Origin of the sequence: Peptoniphilus sp. GNH, from assembly GCA_021307325.1 — a bacterium.
Classification (GTDB): domain Bacteria; phylum Bacillota; class Clostridia; order Tissierellales; family Peptoniphilaceae; genus KA00134.
Window position 1 is genome coordinate 43,122 of sequence record CP089931.1, and the last position, 24,089, is coordinate 67,210.

Annotated in this window: 23 protein-coding genes and 5 pseudogenes; 26 read left to right on the top strand and 2 right to left on the bottom strand. The window is 30.2% G+C overall.

Going from position 1 to position 24,089, the window contains the following annotated elements; all coding sequences use genetic code 11:
* Window positions 1–74 precede the first annotated feature (74 nt).
* From LV469_00200 to LV469_00240, 9 genes and pseudogenes are all read left to right on the top strand, one after another.
* Window positions 75–1,403: a helicase gene (locus LV469_00200; GenBank protein ID UHR03609.1), complete on the top strand. Its 1,329-nt coding sequence runs from the start codon at window positions 75–77 to the stop codon at window positions 1,401–1,403.
* A gap of 43 nt (window positions 1,404–1,446) precedes the next feature.
* Entirely contained in the window at window positions 1,447–2,103 is a 657-nt protein-coding gene (locus LV469_00205; GenBank protein ID UHR02767.1) for a DNA-binding protein, read from the top strand.
* 246 nt (window positions 2,104–2,349) lie between these two features.
* Window positions 2,350–2,436 (top strand): annotated as a pseudogene (locus LV469_00210) (DNA recombinase).
* A 153-nt stretch (window positions 2,437–2,589) separates the two neighbouring features.
* Window positions 2,590–2,710 (top strand): annotated as a pseudogene (locus tag LV469_00215) (single-stranded DNA-binding protein).
* 159 nt (window positions 2,711–2,869) lie between these two features.
* Window positions 2,870–3,238, top strand: a complete 369-nt coding sequence (locus LV469_00220; GenBank protein ID UHR02768.1) for a metalloregulator ArsR/SmtB family transcription factor — start codon at window positions 2,870–2,872, stop codon at window positions 3,236–3,238.
* 145 nt (window positions 3,239–3,383) lie between these two features.
* Entirely contained in the window at window positions 3,384–3,605 is a 222-nt protein-coding gene (locus LV469_00225; GenBank protein ID UHR02769.1) for a cation transporter, read from the top strand.
* A 15-nt stretch (window positions 3,606–3,620) separates the two neighbouring features.
* Window positions 3,621–5,465, top strand: a complete 1,845-nt coding sequence (gene cadA, locus LV469_00230; protein UHR02770.1) for a cadmium-translocating P-type ATPase — start codon at window positions 3,621–3,623, stop codon at window positions 5,463–5,465.
* Between the two features lie 143 nt (window positions 5,466–5,608).
* Complete coding sequence (locus LV469_00235; protein UHR02771.1) at window positions 5,609–6,088, top strand: (2Fe-2S)-binding protein; 480 nt, start codon at window positions 5,609–5,611, stop codon at window positions 6,086–6,088.
* Window positions 6,089–6,858: 770 nt separating this feature from the next.
* Window positions 6,859–7,464 carry a CadD family cadmium resistance transporter gene (locus tag LV469_00240; protein ID UHR02772.1) on the top strand — a complete coding sequence of 202 codons (606 nt, stop codon included), beginning with the start codon at window positions 6,859–6,861 and terminating at the stop codon, window positions 7,462–7,464.
* A gap of 496 nt (window positions 7,465–7,960) precedes the next feature.
* Here LV469_00240 and LV469_00245 read toward each other — a convergent pair whose 3' ends face one another.
* Window positions 7,961–9,292, bottom strand: coding sequence for a relaxase/mobilization nuclease domain-containing protein (locus LV469_00245; protein ID UHR02773.1), 1,332 nt, complete (start codon window positions 9,290–9,292; stop codon window positions 7,961–7,963).
* 1 nt (window position 9,293) lies between these two features.
* Window positions 9,294–9,650: a MobC family plasmid mobilization relaxosome protein gene (locus tag LV469_00250; GenBank protein ID UHR02774.1), complete on the bottom strand. Its 357-nt coding sequence runs from the start codon at window positions 9,648–9,650 to the stop codon at window positions 9,294–9,296.
* Between the two features lie 605 nt (window positions 9,651–10,255).
* On the opposite strand from LV469_00250, the pseudogene LV469_00255 reads away from it, so the two are divergent.
* The 17 genes and pseudogenes from LV469_00255 to LV469_00335 all read left to right on the top strand — a co-directional run bounded on the left by LV469_00255 (window position 10,256) and on the right by LV469_00335 (window position 23,690).
* Window positions 10,256–10,276 (top strand): annotated as a pseudogene (locus LV469_00255) (hypothetical protein).
* A gap of 108 nt (window positions 10,277–10,384) precedes the next feature.
* The gene (locus LV469_00260; protein UHR02775.1) at window positions 10,385–10,783 is read left to right on the top strand and encodes a hypothetical protein; all 399 of its coding nucleotides are present in this window, start codon (window positions 10,385–10,387) and stop codon (window positions 10,781–10,783) included.
* A gap of 170 nt (window positions 10,784–10,953) precedes the next feature.
* Window positions 10,954–11,547, top strand: a complete 594-nt coding sequence (locus LV469_00265; protein ID UHR02776.1) for an MptD family putative ECF transporter S component — start codon at window positions 10,954–10,956, stop codon at window positions 11,545–11,547.
* A pseudogene (locus LV469_00270) lies at window positions 11,548–12,233 on the top strand (energy-coupling factor transporter transmembrane protein EcfT).
* Between the two features lie 12 nt (window positions 12,234–12,245).
* Complete coding sequence (locus LV469_00275; GenBank protein UHR02777.1) at window positions 12,246–13,661, top strand: ABC transporter ATP-binding protein; 1,416 nt, start codon at window positions 12,246–12,248, stop codon at window positions 13,659–13,661.
* A gap of 3 nt (window positions 13,662–13,664) precedes the next feature.
* On the top strand, window positions 13,665–15,377 hold the full coding sequence (locus tag LV469_00280; protein ID UHR02778.1) for an ABC transporter ATP-binding protein/permease: 1,713 nt from the start codon (window positions 13,665–13,667) through the stop codon (window positions 15,375–15,377).
* Between the two features lies 1 nt (window position 15,378).
* Entirely contained in the window at window positions 15,379–17,121 is a 1,743-nt protein-coding gene (locus LV469_00285) for an ABC transporter ATP-binding protein/permease (GenBank protein ID UHR02779.1), read from the top strand.
* Window positions 17,122–17,205: 84 nt separating this feature from the next.
* Window positions 17,206–18,570, top strand: coding sequence for an MATE family efflux transporter (locus LV469_00290; protein ID UHR02780.1), 1,365 nt, complete (start codon window positions 17,206–17,208; stop codon window positions 18,568–18,570).
* A gap of 238 nt (window positions 18,571–18,808) precedes the next feature.
* Complete coding sequence (locus tag LV469_00295; GenBank protein ID UHR02781.1) at window positions 18,809–19,219, top strand: sigma-70 family RNA polymerase sigma factor; 411 nt, start codon at window positions 18,809–18,811, stop codon at window positions 19,217–19,219.
* A 435-nt stretch (window positions 19,220–19,654) separates the two neighbouring features.
* Window positions 19,655–19,864, top strand: coding sequence for an excisionase family DNA-binding protein (locus LV469_00300; protein ID UHR02782.1), 210 nt, complete (start codon window positions 19,655–19,657; stop codon window positions 19,862–19,864).
* A 77-nt stretch (window positions 19,865–19,941) separates the two neighbouring features.
* Window positions 19,942–21,177, top strand: a complete 1,236-nt coding sequence (locus LV469_00305) for a site-specific integrase (GenBank protein UHR02783.1) — start codon at window positions 19,942–19,944, stop codon at window positions 21,175–21,177.
* Window positions 21,178–21,333: 156 nt separating this feature from the next.
* Window positions 21,334–21,789, top strand: a complete 456-nt coding sequence (gene metG / locus LV469_00310; protein ID UHR02784.1) for a methionine--tRNA ligase subunit beta — start codon at window positions 21,334–21,336, stop codon at window positions 21,787–21,789.
* A gap of 342 nt (window positions 21,790–22,131) precedes the next feature.
* Window positions 22,132–22,332 carry a helix-turn-helix transcriptional regulator gene (locus LV469_00315; GenBank protein ID UHR02785.1) on the top strand — a complete coding sequence of 67 codons (201 nt, stop codon included), beginning with the start codon at window positions 22,132–22,134 and terminating at the stop codon, window positions 22,330–22,332.
* A 1-nt stretch (window position 22,333) separates the two neighbouring features.
* Window positions 22,334–22,783, top strand: a complete 450-nt coding sequence (locus tag LV469_00320; GenBank protein UHR02786.1) for a hypothetical protein — start codon at window positions 22,334–22,336, stop codon at window positions 22,781–22,783.
* Window positions 22,784–22,882: 99 nt separating this feature from the next.
* On the top strand, window positions 22,883–23,194 hold the full coding sequence (locus tag LV469_00325; GenBank protein ID UHR02787.1) for a single-stranded DNA-binding protein: 312 nt from the start codon (window positions 22,883–22,885) through the stop codon (window positions 23,192–23,194).
* A gap of 1 nt (window position 23,195) precedes the next feature.
* Window positions 23,196–23,348, top strand: a pseudogene (locus tag LV469_00330) (Maff2 family protein).
* 123 nt (window positions 23,349–23,471) lie between these two features.
* Window positions 23,472–23,690 carry a helix-turn-helix domain-containing protein gene (locus LV469_00335; protein ID UHR02788.1) on the top strand — a complete coding sequence of 73 codons (219 nt, stop codon included), beginning with the start codon at window positions 23,472–23,474 and terminating at the stop codon, window positions 23,688–23,690.
* Window positions 23,691–24,089: the final 399 nt, after the last annotated feature.

Below are 24,089 nucleotides of genomic sequence, written 5' to 3' on the forward strand. Positions count from 1 at the left end.
ATGTAACAGAAAATACTTTTGATTCTTATTTGTGGCAGACAATAGAGAATAAGCAGAAATTCATATCCCAAATAATGACCTCAAAAACTCCTGTAAGAGTTGCAGAAGATGTTGATGAAGCAAGTCTATCTTATTCAGAAATTAAGGCTCTAGCTACGGGTAATCCTCTGATTAAAGAAAAAATGGACTTAGATAACGAAGTTACAAAACTAAAAATGCTTGAAGCAAACTATAAATCTAATAAATACAAACTTGAAGATAAGGTAAATAAAATTTATCCTCAAAGTATTTTAAAAACTGAAATGGAAATACAAGCAGTTAAAGAAGATATTGCAAGTGTTGAAAAATTAGGAGAAGGAGACACAAAATTCACTTCAATCAGTCTTGGAGAAAATAAAATTTTAGATAAGAAAGAAGCTGGAGAGAAGCTATTAGAAGAAATAAAAAAGGTAAAGATAAATGATAGCAAGGTTATTGGTAAATATAGAAATTTAGACTTACAAGTTTCTTATAACTTCATGACTAATACTCACACCTTTAAACTACTAGGAAAAGCAGAATACTTTGGAGAGTTTTCAAACTCTACTGACGGTAATATAACAAGACTTGATAATGCCATTGAAAAAATGCCTTCAAGGCTTGAAAGATTAAATCAAAATCTTGAAAACTATAAAGAATCTTTAGAAAATGCTAAAGTAGAATTGACCAAACCATTTGAAAAAGCAGATGAGTTAAGGGATAAGACTCTAAGACTAGCTGAGATTAATAAACTTTTAGATATGGGAGAAGTAGAAGAATTAGAAAACCAATCACCATTATTAGAAGATTTAAAGAGAGCGATAGTAGATTATTCTAACTATGAGTTTTCAGAATCTAATAGTTATGAAGACTTTGACAAACTATACCCTGATTTAAGCCATATAGGACTTGCCTATACAGAAACACCTGACGGTAAGCACTCGATTCAATATGAGGTAAATTTGGAAGAAAAAACATGGACTCAGTATGTAGATAATGTAGCTATTAGAACAGAATCTTTTGTAGAGGAAGATATATCTAACTCACAAGCTCTTAAAGATATGACCGAAGCCATAAAGATGTCAAGTTTTGATGATCTGGTAGCAGTAAATGAAGAAGATTTGAAACAAGCTCTAGGACTAGAAATAGATGATGACGGAAACTTCTATGATCCACTAGCAAAAGATCTTGATAATGACGGAATACCAGATAGGTATGACAATGATTTTAAAGATAGTGATTACTTTGAATCAACTTATGATGTAGAGGATAATCTTCACGCAAGGGAAGAGAAACCATCAATATTGGGACAAATATCAAAATTCAAATCGGAAGAAGAAAAAGATAAAAACCAAGAAAAAAACGAAAAAGCACAAGAAAGATAGAGGAGGGCGAAAGGCTCTCCTTATTTAGTACAAGGAGGAAATTATGGAATACAAAGATATTAGAGAAAACTTAGAAGAAATGATGAATGATAACTACAAGGACTTTATAAAAGCACTTGTGAGCATAGAAAAAGGTGTTAATGATGAAAAAGCACTTGAAGAAGTCTATGTTTTATATATGAACAATGACACAACAGGTATATTAAATGATGACTTTGACTATATGATAGATGATATGAAAGAACAAGGTAAGATTGTTGAAAATGTAAGTGATTTTGAAGAAAAAGACGACCTCATAAATCTTGTCGGTAATATAGCTGGCAAAGTAGAAAATCTTGAAAGAGAAAATGCTAATAGAGAAAAGTTCAAAGTAAGTAATTTTTCTCTTGTTTCAAAAGATGATGATGGGAATAAAGTATATACCAATTGTTCAGCCTATGGAGATAAGACAAAAGATTTGGAAAACTTAAAACAAGGAGATTTTGTTAAAATCTTCGGACAAGTAAAAACAAGCATTGATAAAAATGGGAAAGAACACAAGAATGTTCGTATTTTCTCTTCTAAGCTCTTAAAAGCAAAAGAGCAAGTAAAGAGTCAATACAAGGATAAAAAGTCAATATTAGGGCAAATAAAAAGCTTTAAGACAGATGACAAAGCTAAGTCAAATAAGAAAGACCATAGCAAAGGCACAGAAAGATAAATATCGGCAGTCTTCGGACTGCCTTTATTTTTTTGCTTTTTTAAAGTGAGATATCAATTGATTGAAAATAACCTATAGTTAATGTTATAATAGATTTGTATGTAATAACAAACATAAGTATTTTTTAAATGTATATATGTACGAGATTAGCTATCGAAAAAATAATCTTGGAGGTTATATGGAATTAAGTTATAAAAGGTTATTTAAAAAACTTATTGATTTAGATATGCAACATATGATGATACCCTAGTAAGGAAGATTATCCAGAATGTTAGTGTTTATGATGACCACTTTGTAATATGCTTTAAATCTGGAATTGAAATGGAAGTATGATTTAATACTAATATAAACCGTCAATTAAGAGTTAGGTTCTCTTGATTGGCGGTTTTTGCATTGACTTTTACATGATTTATACATGTGATATTATCAAAAATGTTGTTTATAAGGTTATTGATAAGGAGTTGACCACATGAGTGATGTAATAAGCTGTTAGATGAAGCTATTAAAGAAACCGAAAACTTGTACGAAGGTGAAGTCTTTATTTTTAAGGATTTGTCTAAAGGATATGTATGGAACAGGATACCGAGAAAGGATGGTACTAATGTCTTAGTAGATGTTTTTGAGATATTTTAAATAATATAAAAAACACTTGAATAAATGCTCATATAACTATTGACACAAGAGAAAAACAATAATATAATAAATATACAACGTATGAATGATTGTTCAAGTATTCAGATGAAATGATTTAAAAAGAGGTGATGATATGACTAAAAAATTTAATTCAATTGAAAGATGTGACTGCAATGTAATTCATGAGGATATTGTAAATCAAGTTAGAGATAAAATGCCTCAAGAAGAAAGCCTTTATGATCTAGCAGAATTATTTAAAGTATTTGGAGATTCAGCACGAATCAGGATATTATGGGCTTTACATGAAGCTGAAATATGTGTTTGTGATATCGCTGTATTACTTAACATGACACAATCAGCAATTTCCCATCAGCTGAGAGTCTTAAAACAAGCTAATTTAGTGAAAAGTAGAAAAGAAGGAAAAGTAGTATATTATTCATTAGTTGATGATCATGTAAGAGAAATATTTGACCAAGGTCTAATTCATATCAACGAGAAGTAGTAATGCGGTAGAATAGAATATTTTTTGAAGATATTTGGGCATATATTAAAGTCTTCATTTCAAATGAGCAATGCTTCAAGAAAATTTGAAAAAGACTTGTAGTATTCAAAATAAAATTACAAATAATATTTAGGAGGATTTAATAATGAAAAAGAAATTTATACTTGAAGGTTTAGATTGTGCAAATTGCGCGGCAAAAATGGAAAAGGCTATTAATGAGCTTGATGGAGTGAAAGAAGCTACTGTTAACTTTATGACCACAAAACTCGTTATTGATGGTGAGGATGAAAAAATGCCAACAATAATAGCAGAGTCCGAAAAAATAGTTAAAAAAATCGAACCCGATACAACTATGAAAAAGGCTTAAAGGAGGCGATTTAGTATGAAAAAACGACTATGGCGAATAATTATTGGTGCAGCCGTGTTAGCTACAGCAGTATTGCTTAATTTAAATAACGAATGGTTACAGATTGCTCTCTTTATAATAAGTTACATTATTGTAGGTGGAGATGTTGTAAAAAGAGCTGTAAAAAATATTTTTAAAGGTCAAGTTTTCGATGAAAACTTTTTAATGAGTATTGCAACAATTGGTGCATTTTTTATTGGTGAGTATCCTGAAGGTGTTGCAGTTATGCTGTTTTATCAAGTTGGAGAACTGTTTCAAAGCTATGCAGTTGGCAAGTCGAGAAAGTCAATTGCAAGCCTTATGGATATTCGACCAGATTATGCAAATGTTAAAAAAGGTGATGAACTTGTCAAAGTTGACCCAGATGAAGTACAAATTGGAGATATTATTGTAATTAAAGCAGGAGAAAAAATTCCTCTTGATGGCAAGGTAATTGAGGGAAGTTCAATGATTGATACATCGGCACTAACAGGAGAATCTGTTCCTCGTGAAGTAGAAGTTGGAAGTGATATCCTAAGTGGGTCCATCAACATTAATGGGGTTATTACAGCAGAGGTTACCAAGGAATTTGGAGAATCTACTGTAAGTAAAATTCTTGATTTAGTTGAAAATGCAAGTAGTAAAAAATCCAATTCAGAACAATTTATTACGAAGTTTGCGAGATATTATACACCGGTTGTGGTTATAATTGCAGTTTTTCTAGCTATTATACCGCCTCTTGTTATAGACGGGGCGACTTTTAGTGATTGGATATATAGAGCACTAGCATTCCTTGTGGTATCCTGTCCGTGTGCTTTAGTTATTTCAATTCCTTTGAGTTTCTTCGGTGGAATAGGTGGAGCCTCAAAAAAAGGTGTTTTAGTCAAGGGTAGTAATTATTTAGAGGCATTAGCAGAAACTGAAATTGTTGTTTTTGATAAAACTGGAACACTAACGAAAGGTGTATTTAATGTACAGGAAATTCATCCAGAAGGAGTTTCCAAAGAAGAGCTACTAGAATTAACTGCACATGCGGAAAGCTATTCCAATCATCCGATTTCACTTTCACTGAAACGTGCATATAGCAAAGAAATAGACAATGGACGTATTTCAGATGTAGAAGAGATATCAGGTCATGGTGTTATTGCAACAGTAGATGGCAAAAAGGTTATGGCAGGAAATATCAAACTTATGAAAATGATGGATATCCCTTATTTCAAGGGAGAGCTGATCGGTACTGTTGTACATGTTGCTGTTAATAATAAATATATAGGTTACATTGTAATTGCCGATGAGGTAAAGGAAGATTCAGCACAAGCAATCAAGGAACTTAAGGCAGCTAATATTAAACAAACAGTTATGTTGACAGGTGATAATAAAAGTATTGGTTCAAAAGTTGCTAAAGAGCTTGGTCTTGATAAGGTTTATGCAGAACTGTTGCCAGCAGACAAAGTTGAAAAACTAGAAGAATTATTTTCGCAAAAATCTAAAAAAGGTAAACTTGCTTTTGTTGGTGACGGAATCAATGATGCACCTGTATTAACTCGTGCAGACATTGGAATAGCAATGGGTGGTTTAGGTTCTGATGCGGCCATTGAAGCTGCTGATGTTGTAATTATGACTGATGAGCCATCGAAAATTGCTACTGCAATGAAGATTTCTAAAAAAACACTAAAAATTGCACATCAAAACATAGTATTTGCAATTGTAATAAAAATAATTGTTCTTATTTTGAGTGCTTTTGGAATAGCTACTATGTGGGCAGCTATATTTGCAGATGTAGGTGTAACTATCATTGCAGTATTAAATGCTTTTAGAGCTTTGAATGTAAAGAATCTATAAACTATTTTTCCTATTCACCCCTTGAATGATATCGATAATTGACGATACAATCAAGGGGTATTTTTTAATTTAAAAACTATAAATGAAAATTGGTTGGGATTTACCTTGAATTAAATGGTTTTAAAGATATGGAGGTTATTTAATTGAAAGTTATTGATGAATGTTGCTGTGAATGTATAACACAAAATTTAAATGGAACAAAGGCGAGTTGCCCTGTCTGTAATAATGAAGGAGTAACAGTTAATAGGATAACCGTTGAACACTTGGTGACAGATGATTATCGTAATGCCGTTGATGGAGATCAATATAAGATATGCATGAATGAGGACTGCGACGTTATTTACTATAACTTAGATAAAGAAATAAAATTCTTAAAAGACCAAGTTAGGGTTCCTATTTGGTTTAAGAAAGATGCAGATCCTAAGTATGCTTGTTATTGCAGCAAAGTCACAGAAGACCAGGTAATTGAAGCAGTTGTAAAGCATGGTGCGAAAACCGTTAAAGAAGTAAATGCCATAACTGGAGCAATGAAAAATTCGCTTTGTAAGGAAAACAATCCTTTGGGGGTATGTTGTCATAAGATTATTCAGGAAGCCATTGATAAGGGATTAACCATGAAATGATTTGAGTTGATATGTTCTCACGAACAGACAAAACCGTTGATATCTTGCCACAAACGAGAGCCAATGTTGGATATGTTTCCAACTACGAGTGTGGATATGTTCCCCTTAACCATAGGGGGTTGAGAACGCAGTTTTGATAGCTATCAAGGCAACTCGAAACATGTTGAAGCCCTAACCCTGCTATCGCGCGATTAGCAAAGCTAATCGATGCGAAGCAGAGGTACCAAAGGCATTAGTCTTTCTTAGCCAATTGCTACGCTCTTGGAGAAAAACTGAATAGGCCTCACGTGTGCCCTGTGGGCATGCCAGGCTTTCCCAAAGAGAAGCGAGTGAATAACGAGCTTCAATTGATGAAAGCTACGGCTGAGGCTCTAGTATTGATGACAAGGGAATAGAGGGTTAGAGGCTCTGTAAAGCTTGAAATCAATAAGTTTATGAATTTTGAACTAAATAATCATATTATTAATTTTTTTATTAAAAGGCTAAGCAGCATTAAAAATAGTGAATGAGATGATTCAATATTAGATAAATAATTTTTGTTCGATCTAATCTTATGTATATACAATCTTCGTAGTTTGAGTGGATATCTATTATCATACTTGACAAAATTTTATAATTTAATTAGACTTATAAATAATACTTAAAAGAAAAGGTGGGAAAATTGTGAAGTTATTTCTTCAATTGTCTCCTTTGGCAACTGCCAAGGCACAATGTGTTTGCAGTCAATTTTTGATTGGTTATAAAAATTAAACATTTTGAAAGGAGAAATAATGGAAACAATAGTATCCGCTTTATTAGTTTTTGTCTCTACATCAATTGACTACTTAGTTGTTTTGACTATTTTATTCGCCAGTCAAGGAAAGAAAGGTTTGAAATCAATTTATGCAGGACAGTATTTAGGTACAGGACTGCTTGTACTGGTTAGTCTTATTGCCGCTTACTTTTTAAATTTTATTCCACAAGATTGGATTATCGGACTCCTTGGTCTAATTCCACTAGGTCTTGGTATAAGAGCAATTTTTGTGGATGAAGATATTGATGAAGAAGACATCGAGGGAAAAATTACCGGAGATGGATCAAAAATCTTAGCATTTACAAGTTTAACAGTGGCAATGGGTGGAGATAATTTAGGAATTTATATTCCCTATTTTACAGGAAAGAGTTTGATTGAGATTAGTATAAGTTTAGTAATATTTGCGTTAGGAATTTTGATTCTATGCAAATTATCTCAAAATCTCGCCTCAATTTCTGCTATCGGAGAGATTGTAGAAAAGTATAAAAAAATAATTGTTCCAGTCGTGTTTATTGGGCTAGGATTTTATATATTGATTGAAAATGGAACGATTAATTATTTCATATCCCTAATCACAAGTTAATAGTTATTTTTATATTTCAGACCTATTAAAGGAAATCTTTAGTAGGTCTTTTTTGTTTACTTAAAATTATCTTATCTGTCCCAAGAAATATGGTAAGCAAGAATTGTGTATGAAGTTGAAAATAAGTGTTTATTTTCTTGCCTGTTATATGGGAGGTAAATTATTCGAATAGAAAAACTGAATAAGAAAAAAGAAGTTTTATTTGAAGAACACTCAAAAGACTACTAGATGGTATGATGAAAAATCAAAACATATATATCTGTCAATTTAGATATGACAACAACAAAAAAAGGTGCTGATTTAATTCACAGTGTACCTATAGATAGGATTGTTTTAGAAACAGATGCTCCTTTTACAAAAGAAAGTAAAAAAAAGATATGATTATAAAATCTTAGAAGATACTATTACTCAAATAGCAAAAATAAAAAAAGTAACTTAGAGGATGTTATAATTCAAATTCAAGCTAATTCAAAGAAGATATTAGGATAGGAAGTAGTTACCTCTCCACTTCCTTCCCATAATAGTTTTCATAGTTTTTCCTATACTGAACAAGGTCAGAAAATTGCTCTTTATTCAAAGAATACTCTTGCATAAGGGTGTTCTTTTTTTCTTGCAGTGTATCGAGCTTGGATAGTATTTCTTTTGTATTTGGTAGCTTATTATAATTTTCTAAGATTTCTTTAGCGGCTATTTTATAGACGGAAAGTTCGCTATAATACTCCTCTTCAAATTGCTTATCTTCAGGATTTTTCTTGTGGTATTTATATATTTCACGATACTTATTTATAGTATAAATATTTTCCATATCTTTGGATAAACTCTTCATCTCAGTTTCAAATTTTTTTATTTTATCTAATAAGTCTTGTCTATCATCAGCAGATTTTTTGATCAGATCATCGAGCTGGGTAATGGAATTAATGCCTTGTTCTCTTAATTTAATTATTGAATCTGCCATTGTTTTGATATTGTGTTTTCTTGCCCAGACTTCGTAACCTTTAGAGGATTGTGCTTTTTCATTAGTAGATATATCAATAACATTTCCTACTCGTTTTTTAATAGGATTAGCTTTATTTATTATAGCTAAATCTATTCTTTCTTTGATCTTTTCTTCAGTATAATCTTCTCCGATAGTCTTTGCTCTTGTAAATCTTTGCTTATCTTTATGACGAAAAGCAATATGTTTACCAAACTTAATTTCATAATCAAGAGATTTCATATTTTCTAAAAACTCTTTCCACGAGTTAGACTTATTAATCATTCTATCTATATCAAATTGCAGTTTAGACTTCCAAGAATTTCCTTTCTTGTTTTGGTCATATTCATACCAGGATTTACCAGAAGTTTTATATTTTCTCTTGTAAGCTTCATAATATTTATCAATGACTGAAAGCTTATTTTCTTTACACAATTCATCACTTTGATACCTGATTTTATGGTAAGTTTTTTTGTTAGATTGGTAGCATTTACCAGTCTTATAATTAACATTATTAAAAATAATATGGTTATGGATATGCCCTCTATCTATATGAGTTGCAAGAACAAATTCATAATCTTCTTTTAAAATTTTCTTACATAATTCCATTCCAATTTCATTAGCTTTTATAGGATCAACCTCTCCTGGTAGAAAAGATTGAATTAAATGTCTAGCCAAAACTGTACCTTTAGTATCATTGTCTTCTCGTGTTTTCATAAATTGAATATGGGCAGTAGATGGATGACATTTGAATGAAGATACCAAGATTTTTTCATCAGTTTTTTCACTCTTAGTTATATAGTCTATTGCCAAATTTAGAGTTGATTTTATAGGATGTATTTTCGTAATTGCCATACTAATCACCAGAACTTTCTTCTGATTTATTAAGAAGTAGGGAATGGATCTGCCATATTTCTTTTGATAATTTTTCTATCTGTTTATTCATTGATTCAATTTCATTTTTGTAAATAACACCAGTTGTATTAGTAGCTTTTGCAATCTGGTTTATATTATTTGTTGCATTCGAAAGTAGCCATTGTAGGTTTCTAAATGGTTCTAAATCTACAACATAAATCTCTTTTTCTAACACACATTTCCTAAGAAAGTGGGACATAGTTTTGCAGTTTGCAAGTTTCATTTTCTTTTCAAAGATTTCTTTTTCTTCATCTGTTAAATATATTTTTAGTTGATTATTTCTTTTTCTATTATCCATAGTATATCTCCTTATCATAAAATATTGGGGTCTTAGGGTTCTCCCTAACAAGGTAAAATTGATAAAAAAAGAAGCAGTCCATAAAGGTTCTGCTTCATCAATTTTTCGTAAGTGGGTACTCACTTACTGTGCTTGCTATTAAAGTTATAAGCGTTAAGCGTTTATTCAGTTCTATTAATTATACCGCACTTATCGAAGCTAATAAACAACATAGAATAGATTTCAAGGAATATTTCAATATTAACAATATATTCTAAAAATGACAATTGTTTATTCTGCTAATCAGTAATGGAATCAGATAAGTTGTATAAATCTAAAATAGTTGTTTTAGACAATGTGTGTCATGATTGTATGGTTGATCTAGAAAGGAGATTAGTAGCAGACCTAACAAGATAATTTATAGAGAATTAAATAAAATGTTATCATAAAAAAATATATTTGATAGCGATTATTGACTTCATTAGTTTCTTTATGCTAAAATAAAGTAAACGGTGTTATCTTAATTTGGGAGGTGAAACTTACTGAGAGACAAAGATGTTACAATAAAGAAAATATTAAAAAGTGCAAAAAGCGAGTTTACAGAGCATGGATTCGAAGAGGCTTCTATTCGCACTATTGCTAAAAATGCAGGAATTACACCTGGTGCAATATATAAGCATTTTAAATCTAAAGAAGATATTTTTAAGGTACTTGTAAGTCCTATACTTAATCACTTATACAGAAGAAGTAAAGAATTGACAAATCAAGCGATTGAAGAAATTAAAGTAAATGGTTTACAAGCTTTTGGAGAAAAATCTGATGATAGTAATAGGGAATTATTGGAATTTATTTACCAAAACGATCCTATAGTTAATCTTCTGTTTAACTGTTCTCAGGGTACGGAATTTGAATCAATTCGTCATGATTTAGTGAATCTTGAAGTGCAGGGTGCTAAGAAATTAATTGAGGTTCTTAAAGAAAAAAAAATTGAAGTAAATGATTTGAATGATGATGAACTTCATGTTCTTTATACAATGGCATGTACGCCTTTATTTGAGGTAATCACACATAGGTATCCATATAATGAAGCCTTAAATTTTATCGATATGATGGAGGCAGCAATGAATTTTGGTTGGAGGAGGATTATTAAATGAAAACATAATATAAAATTAAAAATAATAAATTTTGAAATCGGGTTAATCCCGATTTTCTGCGTTTTATGGAAAGTAAACAAAAATAAAAAAAATTTACCAGTAAAGATTATTTTGAATCAATCATATTGCAACTGGTAAATAAATATAAAAATTTAAAAGGAGGTATTCAAATGAATGAAACAAAATTAAAAACAAAAGATTTAGTTAACATCGGCATTTTTTCAGTGATTTATATGGCACTATCCATGGCGGTAATGATTATTCCAATACTTTCACCGATACTTTGGTTATTATGGCCGGCAATGACAGGCATAATATGTAATTTTATTTACATGTTGTTGGTCTCTAAGGTGCCAAAACCAGGAACGGCTTTACTTTTGATAGCAATTACAGGGATTATATATTTTGCTATAGGAGAATGCACTTTTACAATTGTCATAACTTGCGTTATTGCAGGAGTTTTGGCAGAAATTACTAGAAAAATTTTGGGATATAAAAGTCAAAAAAGCGTAATAGTATCTTCAGGATTAATTTGCATTGGGTTGATTGGCTCACCATTGCCTATGTGGTTGTTCCAAGAATCTTATATGAAATCTATTATTAAAATGGGAATGAGTCCAGAATATGTAAATAAATTACAAACTTTAATTTCAATTCCAACACTTATCGGTATGATCATTACTGCATTTATTGGAGGAGTCATTGGTGCATATATAGGTAAAGCAATGTTCAAAAAACGTTTTGAGAAAGCTGGAATTATGTAAATGGAGGGTATTGTAAGAGGCATTATAAAGCTAAATCCACTAACTGAAATCATTTTTTGATTTCAGTTAGTATTATTAGCTTTGCAAATAATAGCTTAAAATTAGATTTTTTTATTCTTTTAATTGTTGCTATTATAGCGTTATTTATGGGACTTGTTAAAATATCTTTAAAGGCATTATCTATGTTTGTATTATTACAGGGATTGAAATATTTTGTTTTGCCGATTCTACCAGATGTCATATCAGCACATTTTGGATTATTGGTGATTCATGCTCCTAAGTTAATACCGATTTTTTTAGTTGGTCAAATTCTTGTAAAAACTAATCCTATACGAAATATTATGTATGCCTTAAAAATGATGCATTTTCCAAAAAGCCTAATTATTTCTCTAGCAATAGGCATCAGATATTTTCCATCTTTAAGAGAAGAAAAAATATTAATCTCAGATGCAATAAAAATAAGAGGCGTGACTGGATTTAAAAAGATACAATTAGGACTAATATCATTAATAGTTACAGCTTCTAATACCGCAGATGAATTAGCTCAGGCTATTACAGTAAGAGGGATAGAAAATCCTGCAAGAAAGACCTTTATGGATGATGCAGGATTTAACATTTGGGATCTAATAATTATTCTATTATGCATTCTGATGTTCTTTAATTTAAAGTTCAAGTTATTTTTATAAGAGGTACGAAACATGATTAATATAAATGAAGCTTCATATTCCTATAAGAGAAGCTTAGAAGATCAGTTAAAGAAAATTTCAATAAAGATTAATCAAGGAGAAGTTATCTTATTATGCGGAAAATCTGGTTCTGGGAAAACAACTATAACAAAATTAATCAATGGATTGATTCCTCATTTTTTAGAGGGAAATTTATTAGGAAATATTTTTATAAATGGGATAAACACAAAACAAATGAAGATATATGAAATTTCTGAAAAAGTGGGAACAATTTTTCAAAACCCAAAAACACAGTTTTTTAATTTAGATTCAGATAGTGAACTAACATTTGGATTAGAAAATTTAGGTGAAAACCCTGATAAAATAAAAAGACAAGTTTTTCAAGTAGTACGTGATTTGGGAATTGAAAGATTAAAAAACAGAAATGTTTTTATGATGTCAGGTGGAGAAAAGCAATTACTTGCTATTGCATCTATTTATGCTACCAATCCAGATGTATATGTGTTTGATGAACCTTCTGCAAATATTGATGAGTATGGCATTGAAAGAATAAGAGAGATGCTTATAAATCTTAAAGCTCAGGGTAAGACAATTATTATTTCTGAACATAGACTCTATTATTTAATGGATTTAATTGATAGAGCTATTTATTTACAAGACGGAAAAATAAAATATGTTTTTTCAAATGTGGAATTTTCTTCAATTAGTGATGACTCACGAAAGAAACTAGGACTTAGAACTTTTGTAAGAAAGAAAAATGATGATTTTGCAAATCCTGTCACATTTTGTGAATCTGATGACTTTGTAGTTTCAAATTTAGAATATGAAAATAAGAAACAAAAAATTTTAGATAAGATAAATATTTCCGGAAACAAGGGAGATATTATTGCAATAACAGGTAAAAATGGTCAAGGAAAAACAACATTAATGAGAATTTTGTGTGGACTGTTGAAAGAAAACGAAGGAAAAATAAGCTATAAAGGAAGTCCCATAAAATATAAAAAACGAAGAAAACTTTGTTATATGGTTATGCAAGATGTAATTCATCAGTTTTTTTCGGAATCTGTAAGAGATGAATTTAGTTTATTTGATTCTAAAATAGATGAAAAGCAAATAGATAATATTCTAGAAAAATTAGATCTTAAAAAATTAGATAATCGTCATCCTATGTGCTTATCAGGAGGTCAAATGCAGAGACTTTCTGTAGCATTGGGGATGTTAATGAATAGAGAAATTATTATTTTGGACGAACCAACGAGTGGACTTGATTATACAAATATGCTCGAAATAAGCAAAGTCATTAAAGAATTTTCAAATAATAAAATTATATTTATTGTTACGCATGATAATGAATTGATTGATAGTACATGTAATAAATTATTGGAAATTTGCGATGGCAGAATAAAAAGATTTTATGAAAGAAGGTAAAAGATGGATATCTTAAAGGGACATAAAAGCAAGATTTTCGCAGCTGTATTCATTGCGATAATAGGAGTAGGATTTGGTGTAATACCTTATTTTTCTGTAGCAGCCATTATTAATAACTTGGTTGCAAAAAATACAAATTTAAATAATTATTATCCATATATTTTTGCTGTATTTCTGGGATTTTTGGCAAGTATATTATTTCATGAAATATCTACTATTATTTCTCATAATCTTGCCTACAGGATTATTGAAGATAAAAGAAAGTTATTAGCTGACAAATTAAGTAAAATTTCTATGGGAGAAGTTGAAAGAAAGAGCAGCGGACAGTGGTCTCAATTTATGGTGGAAACACTTGATAAAATGGAAAAACCGATTGCTCATGTGATTCCAGAAGTTATTGCTAATATATTCATTCCTATAGTATTGATCATAACAATTTTTATAATGGACTGGAGAATAGGAATTGCAAATTTACTTACAATTCCATTGGGATTATTGTTCTCAATGTTAATGATGCGAGGTTATGAAGAAAAATCTAAAAGATACCAAGAAGCAGCTAAAGCTATGAATACGACAATGGTTGAATATGTAAATGGTATTAAAGTTATAAAAGCATTTAATAAATCAGCATCATCATTTGGGAAATTTAGAAAGACTGTTGAAGAGAATAAGAACGCAATGCTTGATTGGTATTTGAGTGTTTGTTTTTCAATGACAGCAACTATGGAAACTATCCCGTCAACTATGGTATTCGTTTTACCAGCTTCCTTGTATTTCTTTATGAAGGGTAGTGTTGAAGTAGGGACTCTTATCATGTGTATATTGCTATCATATGCTTCATATAAACCATTAATAAAAGCTATGAGTCATATGGAAACAATAGCAAATATAAAAGTTGTATTTGAAGAAATAAAAAAAATAATGGAAATTCCTAACTTAAAAAGAGGAGAAGAAGTAAGAGATATAAAATCTTATGATGTAGAGTTTAAAGATGTTACATTTGCATATGAAGAGTCAAAGAATGTATTAAATAATATTTCGTTTAAAGCAAATGAAAATGAGTTAACTGCAATCGTTGGAAATTCAGGTAGTGGAAAGTCTACTATTACAAAACTAATCGCAGGATTTTGGAATGTTTCTAATGGAGAAATTTTAATTGGAAAAACAAATTTGAACGAATTGCCTTTAAAACAGAATATGGAGCTTGTTAGCTATGTGTCGCAAGAAAACTTTCTTTTTAATAAAACAATATTAGAAAATTTAAAGATGGCGAAGGAAGATGCGAGTATGGATGAAATTAAAGAGGCTTGTGAAAAAGCGAGTTGCTATAATTTTATAAAGAGCCTACCAAATGGATATGAAACTATTGTAGGAAAGGGAGGAGCAAATCTTTCTGGAGGAGAAAAGCAAAGAATTGCAATAGCTAGGTGTTTTTTAAAGAATAGTCCTATTGTACTACTTGATGAAGCAACAGCATATTCTGATCCTGACAATGAATCAGTTATTCAACAGTCTATTGATAAGTTAATTAAAGATAAAACAGTGATTATGGTAGCTCACAGGTTATCTACAATTGTAAATGCAAATAAAATAATTGTGGTGGATAATGGAGAAGTAATTGAAGAAGGCACTCATAAACAATTACTAGAGTTAAATGGGAGATACAAAAAAATGTGGGATGTATATACAGAATCTAAAGAAATCGAGGTGATATAAAGTGAGAGAATTGATAAAAACTTTATATGAGGTGTCAGGGTCATATTCAAATAAAATAACAAAAATGCTTATTTTTGATGTATTTAAGGGAGTATTTGAAGGAGTTTCTTTAGGTGCAATTCTATTATGTTTGACCAAAATTTGTGAAAATATATTCACGAACCAAAGCATTTTAATGAAAGATGTGTATATTGTTTTTATTATTGCAGCTATAAGTGTGGTGGGAAAAATTATATTTGGATATCTGGCTGATAAAAACAAATACATTGCTTCGTACAATTTAGGAGCAGAAAATAGATTATATATTGGTGATCGTTTAAAAAATGTAAACATGGGATATTTCAGCACAAATTCTTTAGGGAATATAGCAGGAGCATTGTCAACTGTTATAGGTGAACTTGAAACAATAGGAGTTTTTATTATTGAGCAAATGCTTGTAGGTACAATACAGACACTAATTATGGTTATTTTCATACTACCTTATGATTTTGCAACAGCTATAATTATATTGTTGACTTTGATTGTTGGAACCTTAGTAAACTTATTCACACAAAAAAGCACAGATCAACTAACAGAGAGATTGTTAGGACTTAAATTGGATTTAAGTGAAAAAATGCTTGAGTATGTAAATGGGATAGGAATAACTAAAGCATTTGGAAAAGATAAAAATACAGTCAAGGAACTAAACGAAAGTATTACAAAAAGTCGCAAAGGCTTCCTTGCTGTAGAAAAAATTTTAGTTCCAACACAGTTTTTATTCTTGTTAGTATTTAAACTTGGTATTTGTGTGATAATTTTTAGTTCTATAATAAGATATTTATCAGGGGATATTGAAGTTACTAAAGCTATTATATTAATTGTTATGAGTTTTGTTGTTTTTTCTGGATTTGAATTAGCAGGAAGTATGCAGAGTATTAAGGGTGTTGCTGTACGAAATCTTAATACTGTTATAAATTTAAGAAATTTGCCTGTAATTGAAGAAGGTGAAATGACAGAAGTAGATAAAGCAGAAATATCAATGAACAATATTTCATTTTCTTATGGAAAAGAAAATCTTTTCAATAATCTAAGTATGCTTGTTCCAGATGGAAAAACTACTGCTCTTGTTGGATTTTCAGGAAGTGGTAAAACAACACTTTGCAATTTAATGGCGAGGTTTTGGGATGTAAATTCTGGCGAAGTAAAAGTTGGAAATCTAAATATTAAACAGTACAAGTATGATGAATTGCTTTCAAATTTTAGCTTTGTTTTTCAAGACGTGTATCTTTTTGATGATACCATAAAAAACAATATTAAGTTTGGTAATCCAAATGCAACAGATGAAGAAATGATAGATATTGCCAAAAAAGCTCAGTGCCATGATTTTATTATGAAATTGCCACAAGCTTATGAAACTGTTTTGCAAGAAGGGGGTTCAAATCTATCGGGTGGTGAGCGTCAACGAATTTCTATTGCAAGAGCCATGTTAAAACCGAGTAGGTTTGTAGTTCTTGATGAGGCAACTTCAAGCGTAGATCCAGAAAATGAAAAAGAATTATTGATTGCTTTGAAAAACTTATTAAAAGGCAAAACCGTTATTGTAATTGCACACAAGCTTTCTACTGTAAAAAATGCAGATCAGATAGTTGTTTTAAAAGATGGTGTTATAAAACAAGTAGGAACACATAGTGAACTTGCATCTAAACATGGAATATATAAGGATTTTATTGAAATCAGAAAACAATCTGAAAAGTGGAAGATTTAAATTTGAGTAATAGATCAATCTTAATTTTTGACGAACCTACAAGTGGTTTGGATTTTAAGAATATGAAAAAAGGAGGATGATTTTATGAAACAAGATATGAAAGAACAATTATTAAGCAAAAGACCTATAGACCTACTTTTTCAATTATCTATCCCTGCTGTAATAGGAATGATAGTAATAGGTCTTTATCCACTAATGGATGGAATTTTTGCAGGAAATATTATAGGACAAACTGCAATGACAGCTTGTGGTGTAGCTATGCCACTTACCTTTTTTAATAGTGGAGTATCTACACTCATAGGTGTAGGTTCAGCATCGGTTTTATCAAGAGCTATAGGAAAGGGCGACCAAAAAACAGTTGATAAAATTATGGGGAATTTAATCTTTTGGGTTATTCTATTCTCATCAATTATTACAATAGGCGGAATTTTACTTGCACCACATTTTTTAGATATGGTTGGAGCAAGTGGAGAAATTAAAGAATATGGTATCAGATATTTACGAGTAATTTTTATTGGTTCTTTATTTGTAAACTTTACTCAATCAGCAAACATGGTTATGCGTGGAGAAGGATTAATGAAAAAAGCAATGCTAATTATGGGGCTAGGGGCTTTTTTAAACATAATTCTTGATCCAATTCTAATGAAATTAATGGGAAAATACGCAATAGAAGGGGCTGCACTTGCAACTATTACAGCACAATTCGTTCAAGCGATAATAACACTCCATTACTTCAAATATAAAAGTAAAGCAGTAAAAATAAATAAAATCAAACCTGATCAGGAAATAAAAAAAGAAATGTTTGGCGTAGGGTCATCTGCTATGATGATGCAAATTTTATTTATGATTCAACAAACAATGCTATATAAAATGTCATTTAAATATGGCGGAGATACAAATGCTATCTTGATGGCAGCAACACTTAGAATATATGCCTTTTCATTCATTCCACTTTGGGGAATGAGTCAAGGTTTACAACCTGTAGTTGGTACAAATTTTGGAGCGAAAAAATACGACAGAGTAAAAGAAGCTATGAAAGTATTTTCTATCGGAGGATTAATTCTTGCATCAATATTTTGGATACCAGCATTAGCATTTTCAAAGAATATTCTGTCTTTATTTGGAGTAGAAGAAAGTATTATAACTCAGGGAATAGGAAACTTTAGACTATTTTATTCTATCTTTATTCTATATGGAGTAATGGTAATGACTATAACATTCTTTCAATCAATAGGAAATGCTAAAAAAGCTGGCATAATAGTAATGCTAAGACAGTTATTTTTGTTCGTACCTGCCATGATTGTTTTGCCAATGATATTTGGAGTAAAAGCAGTATGGTTTGCTGAACCCCTTGTAGATTTAATTATGATAATAGCTGGTGTAGTAATGATGTTTGGGGAATTAAATAGGATGGATAAAATTGGTTTGAAAAATTCAAGTAATGAATAATGAGTGGATTGATTTAAAAGAATGGAGGTAAAATATGCAAAAAAATATAATTAAAGTAAATTTACCTTTTTTCTTTGGTTTACGCTGTTTACAAGTTAGATAACTCAGTTAAAAATTAAATAAAATTACTATTAGAAAGAGTTTCTTTCATTCTAGAGGACTAACCATGCCCAAAAGCAGGAGTCCTCCTTTTTTTGTCTGAAAACATAAAGACAAAAAAAGAATGGAGGAAACATAAATGACAAAAGAATATTACCTTTATGTCGGTGGGCAAAAAATCAAAGTAAGTGAGCAGATATACAAAGTCTACTGGCAAGAAAAAGAACACGAAAAGTATTTAGAGCAGGTGGACAAGAAAAACCACTTGCTCTTTTTTTCGTCTCTAAATCACGATGGGAATTTTGTAGATAATCTAGAAGATAAAAATGTTGATGTTGAAAAAGTTGTAGCTACACAAATGATGATTGAAGCACTGAGAAATGCAATGTCAAAGTTAAATAAGGATGAACGAGAAATAATTGAAAGATTATATTTCAATGATGAAACACTTCGTGCAGTAGCAAAGACTCAAAATATATCACATCCTGCTTTAATAAAAAGGCGAGATAAGATTTTAGAAAAACTAAAGAAATTTATAGAAGAAATATAGTTTCTGGTTACCAAAGAGGGCAAATTTTCCTTTATAAAGTGAGGGGAGTTTTGTCCTCTTTCTATTTTAAAAGAAATTTAAACAATATTTGAACCATAACAATTAAATAGACCAAGACAAGACATTAATCATTTTTGGAGCGTGATAACCTATCCGCCAAGATCTTTCTGCTGAATAATTCGGCAAAACAAGTACTGCTAAGCTTAAAGCAAGGGAAGAAGAAAGGGAGCGATAAGTAAGAGTTTGAATATAGGGAGGGATACCCTATTCGCTATGAAGAAAATGAGGATAATGATACTTCTAAGGTTGAAGCCGGCTCATCCTGAACAGAGGCGGAGGTGAGATTCCTATGTTGCTAATCCAAGGCACTTGTCAATGTCAAAAAACTTTAAAAATATTAAAATAAATATTTTAAATATATTATTTGGAGGATTTATGATTAACGAAAATATAAAAGGTGTACGTGTTTCTGAGAAAGCATTTCTAACATTAAAAGAAGCATCTGAATATTTTAATATTGGTCAAGATAAAGTTAGACAATTAACGGATGAAAATGATTGCGATTTTGTATTATTTAATGGAAGTAAGCGTCTTATTAAGAAAAAATTAATGGAAGAATATTTAAATAGACAGTTCTCTATTTAATCTAAAACTATATATAAAACACGCTTAATGCGGTATAATAATTATAGCGTGTCTTTTATCAAAAAAGGAGAATTTTTATGGTAAAAAGACGCAAAGATAGTAAAGGGGTTGTTTTAAAAGACGGTGAATATCAAAGGTCAAATGGCACTTATGAATTTAAGTGGCAAGACAAAATAGGTCGTAGAAAATCTATCTATGCGAAAACTCTAAAAGAATTAAGAGAAAAGGAATTAGATATTTTACGCAATACTATAGATGGAATCAACAACGAAGGAAGTAGCTTGTCTGTAAATGATGCTTTTAAGCTATGGACAAAGGTTAAAAGAGGTTTAAAGGATAATACCTTTAAAAATTACATCTATATGTATCAACAATTTGTAGAACCGACTTTTGGTCGCATTAAACTATCTGATATTAAAAGATCTGATGTTAGAAGTTTTTATAACAGATTAAAGGAAGATCAGGGATTGATGGTTTCTACCATAGATTGTGTCCATACTGTCTTACATCAGGTTTTAGAATTAGCAGTGGATGACGAATATATAAGGTTTAATCCATCTGACAATGCTTTGAAGGAATTGAAAGTAGCTTATCGAAATGAATCTCCGAAGAAAAAAGCCATGACAATAGAAGAACAGGTGCTATTTGAAGAATATTTATCTAATAGTGACGAATATAAAAAATGGTATCCAATATTCATTGTTATGCTTTGGACAGGAATGAGAGTTGGAGAAGTTACAGGATTGCAATGGGACGATCTAGATTTTGATAATGGTCTTATAAATGTAAATAGGACTTTGGTATATTATAGTAAAGGTAAAGGATTAAACAATAGATATGCTATTAATACACCGAAGACAGCATCAGGTAAGCGAAGTATTCCTATGGTTCAAAAAGTAAAAGATGCTTTTCTTATGGAAAGAGAGTTACAAAAGACTTTTGGAATCGAATGTTGTGATTCAATTGATGGATTAAAAGACTTTGTATTTTTAAACAGATTCGGAAAGGTTCACAATAATGGAACACTTAATAAAGCTTTAAGAAGAATTGTTAGAGATTGCAATTTAAGTATAATGGATAAAAATAAATCGAACTCTAATGATATTCTATTAGTTCCACATTTAAGCAATCACATTTTCAGACACACCTTTACTACAAGGCTTAATGAACAAAATATAAATACAAAAGCAATGCAGTCTATTCTAGGTCATTCTGATATTAGTACAACAATGGATATATATGTAGATGCAACAGAAGATTTTAAGATAGAACAGATGGGAGAATTTGAAAAAGCGATGAAATTTATATTTTAGAATTTACGACAGCTTACGACAAATTTACGACAATTTGCTAGAAATCTATAGGCACTTATAGAGAGTTAGCAAATTGTCGTAAATGGAGAAGTACCATAAAATAGACTTTTATAGAGATTTAGACAATTATCTAAGGTAGAGAGGATTTTCCCAACAATGAAGCCAATAGGCCAAGAAAAGGCAGAAAATGGGGATTCATCACAAGAAACTTACGACAAACTCACTACAGAAAAAATCGACTTTTCAAAAGTAAAGGTCGAACCTCTATTTGAGGACTTGGTAGACTTTGAAACTTTCTCAAAATCAGATCTTAGAGTTGTAAAAGTTTTAAACTGCGAAGAAGTTCCAAAATCGAAAAAACTTTTGAAATTTACATTAGATGATGGTTCTGACAAAGAAAGAGTTATTTTATCTGGTATAAAGGAATATTATAGTGCAGAAGTCTTAATTGGAAAGACCCTGCTTGCGATTTGCAATCTTCCTCCACGTAAGATGATGGGAATCGACTCAGAAGGTATGATTATATCTGCAATTTGTGAGTACGATGGAGAAGAAAAACTAAACTTAATAATGTTGGATAATAATATTCCAGCAGGATCAAAATTATATTAAAGAACACGCTAATTATAAAACTGGGGTTTGTTATGAATCCCAGTTTCATTTTTATATGTATTTATGAGAAGGATAATTAGAATAATTTTATTGCCAGTAAGATTAGTATTGAGTTTGCTAATAGACTTTTTCACTTTTATATTAACTTCAAAATCTAAGGAGTTAAAAATAAGAATATAAAAAACTAATTATATGATTGAATATAGCAATAAACGATAGAAAGTAAAAATCTATCGTTTTTTTAGTTTAAGAAATTATTTTAAAAAGCAAAGTATGCTTGACGAAAAAAGTAAAGCAGACTATACTACATATGTAAAGCGAGCTTGCTATTGGAGGAGAAAAATGAAAAATATAATTTCTCAATTAAGAAAACATAATAAAATAACTCAAGAAGAATTGGCAAATGAAGTTGGAGTAACAAGACAGACCATAACTTCCATTGAAACTGGAAAATATATAGCGTCACTACCGTTGGCTTTTAAAATTGCTAAGTTTTTTGATATGAGTATTGAAGAAATATTTAGTATAGAGGAGGATGATTAGGATGAACAAATTAGAAAAATATAAAAAAGAAATAGGATTTAGAATTAATATTTTATTCTTATTATGTATACTTGCATTACTCGCAGTTGTTATTGGCAATTTTTATTTAAAATATAAATTTCCATTAAAAGAAGATATGACAGATTATGTAGTAGGATTTTTTATTGGAATTGAATTAGCATGTGTATTCTATATGTCAATGTTTATTAAAGCATATAGGAATAGAGATATATTGGAAAAGATGTATATTAAAGAAACAGATGAAAGAGTGATGTTAATAAAGATGAAGTCAGGAGCAAATATAATACCTATATTTTCAATGGTTATTGTAATTGTTTCTTTAATTGTAGCATATATAAGTTATGAAGCCTTTTTAGCGTTAATGATAGTTGCAATTGTACAAATAATATTTTCTAAAATATTAAAAATATATTGGTCAAAAAAGATTTAAAAGTATCATAGCAAAGGTATTAGGCGATAGAAATTAAAACTCTATCGCCTTTTTTTATACTCAAAATTAGGAGGTTAAAATGGTAAGGATAAGAAATTAATGGATAGAGAAATGATAAATATAAATGCAAATTTAGTTAAGGAAGCTAAATTTTCAGAATTTGAAAAAGATGGAGAAAATGTTCAAGTAGCAAATTTTGCACTTGTTAAAAAATATGGAAAGAGCAAAGAATATACAAATTGCTCAGTATATGGAGAAAAGGTAGAAATTGTAAAAGAATTTGAAAAAGGAGATCTAATCCATGTCTTTGGATATTTCAAAGAAAATAAAAAAGGAGATAAGGTCTACAAGAATTTTATAGTTAAATCACTAAACAAAATAGAAAATAAGAAAGAAAACGAGGAGGAATAATATGGAATTTTTTACAGCTGGAGTTGGAGTTTTAAAGACACTTGTAACTGCAATTGGTGCAGGTTTAGGAGCATGGGGAGTTATTAACTTAATGGAAGGTTATGGTAATGATAACCCTGGTGCTAAATCTCAAGGTATTAAGCAATTTATGGCAAAATAAGGACGGAATAACACAACAAATTCTCTAAAACAAATCACTAAATCAATGTAAGATTGAATGAAATCAATATTTATACTATAATTAAATAAATCTAATGAAGAGAAAAAGAGGGATATTATGGCACTTAACTATAAACCATTATGGATACAGTTAGCAAAAAAAGGATTAAAGAAAACAGATGTAATAGCTATGGCGGGACTAACAACAAATGTTATGGCACAAATGGGCAAGGATAAACCAATTACATTTAAGAATTTAGAAAGAATATGTAAGGCTCTATCTTGCACTCCTAATGATATTATTAGTTTTGAAGATGAATTTGAAAAAGAGATTTAAATTCTTATAGTTCTTTACACTTGATTTACAAGGGATCAAAGAAAATCTTAATAAGGGTTTCTAAAATTTTATTGAAATAATGTATAATTTGTGATAGCTTACTTACAATTTTAGAATTGTAATCTTTATATAGGGTGTTTTTATATCTTGTCAATGATTTTGTAAATATCTTTTAGATTGGAATCCAAAGTTTTGTGAGTAATTTATTTGAGAATTTACAAAACTTCTTAATACATGACCTGTATGCGTATAATGACATTGACAATAAGACATCTGTGATTATAGATTTTAAATAACTATATAAATTGTAAAAAAGTATAGCACTAATACTAGCAAGAAAATTTATACGAATTTAGTTGACACAACTAAGAAAAATTGCTCCCATTTACGAAATGGTTT

Bases quoted from the DNA above. Each gene is read 5' to 3' on its own strand.
- LV469_00200 (UHR03609.1), top strand. From the start codon at position 75: ATGACCTCAAAAACTCCTGTAAGAGTTGCAGAAGATGTTGATGAAGCA.
- LV469_00205 (UHR02767.1), top strand. From the start codon at position 1,447: ATGGAATACAAAGATATTAGAGAAAACTTAGAAGAAATGATGAATGAT.
- LV469_00220 (UHR02768.1), top strand. From the start codon at position 2,870: ATGACTAAAAAATTTAATTCAATTGAAAGATGTGACTGCAATGTAATT.
- LV469_00225 (UHR02769.1), top strand. From the start codon at position 3,384: ATGAAAAAGAAATTTATACTTGAAGGTTTAGATTGTGCAAATTGCGCG.
- cadA (UHR02770.1), top strand. From the start codon at position 3,621: ATGAAAAAACGACTATGGCGAATAATTATTGGTGCAGCCGTGTTAGCT.
- LV469_00240 (UHR02772.1), top strand. From the start codon at position 6,859: ATGGAAACAATAGTATCCGCTTTATTAGTTTTTGTCTCTACATCAATT.
- LV469_00245 (UHR02773.1), bottom strand. From the start codon at position 9,292: ATGGCAATTACGAAAATACATCCTATAAAATCAACTCTAAATTTGGCA.
- LV469_00250 (UHR02774.1), bottom strand. From the start codon at position 9,650: ATGGATAATAGAAAAAGAAATAATCAACTAAAAATATATTTAACAGAT.
- LV469_00265 (UHR02776.1), top strand. From the start codon at position 10,954: ATGAATGAAACAAAATTAAAAACAAAAGATTTAGTTAACATCGGCATT.
- LV469_00275 (UHR02777.1), top strand. From the start codon at position 12,246: ATGATTAATATAAATGAAGCTTCATATTCCTATAAGAGAAGCTTAGAA.
- LV469_00280 (UHR02778.1), top strand. From the start codon at position 13,665: ATGGATATCTTAAAGGGACATAAAAGCAAGATTTTCGCAGCTGTATTC.
- LV469_00290 (UHR02780.1), top strand. From the start codon at position 17,206: ATGAAACAAGATATGAAAGAACAATTATTAAGCAAAAGACCTATAGAC.
- LV469_00295 (UHR02781.1), top strand. From the start codon at position 18,809: ATGACAAAAGAATATTACCTTTATGTCGGTGGGCAAAAAATCAAAGTA.
- LV469_00300 (UHR02782.1), top strand. From the start codon at position 19,655: ATGATTAACGAAAATATAAAAGGTGTACGTGTTTCTGAGAAAGCATTT.
- LV469_00305 (UHR02783.1), top strand. From the start codon at position 19,942: ATGGTAAAAAGACGCAAAGATAGTAAAGGGGTTGTTTTAAAAGACGGT.
- metG (UHR02784.1), top strand. From the start codon at position 21,334: ATGAAGCCAATAGGCCAAGAAAAGGCAGAAAATGGGGATTCATCACAA.
- LV469_00315 (UHR02785.1), top strand. From the start codon at position 22,132: ATGAAAAATATAATTTCTCAATTAAGAAAACATAATAAAATAACTCAA.
- LV469_00320 (UHR02786.1), top strand. From the start codon at position 22,334: ATGAACAAATTAGAAAAATATAAAAAAGAAATAGGATTTAGAATTAAT.
- LV469_00325 (UHR02787.1), top strand. From the start codon at position 22,883: ATGGATAGAGAAATGATAAATATAAATGCAAATTTAGTTAAGGAAGCT.
- LV469_00335 (UHR02788.1), top strand. From the start codon at position 23,472: ATGGCACTTAACTATAAACCATTATGGATACAGTTAGCAAAAAAAGGA.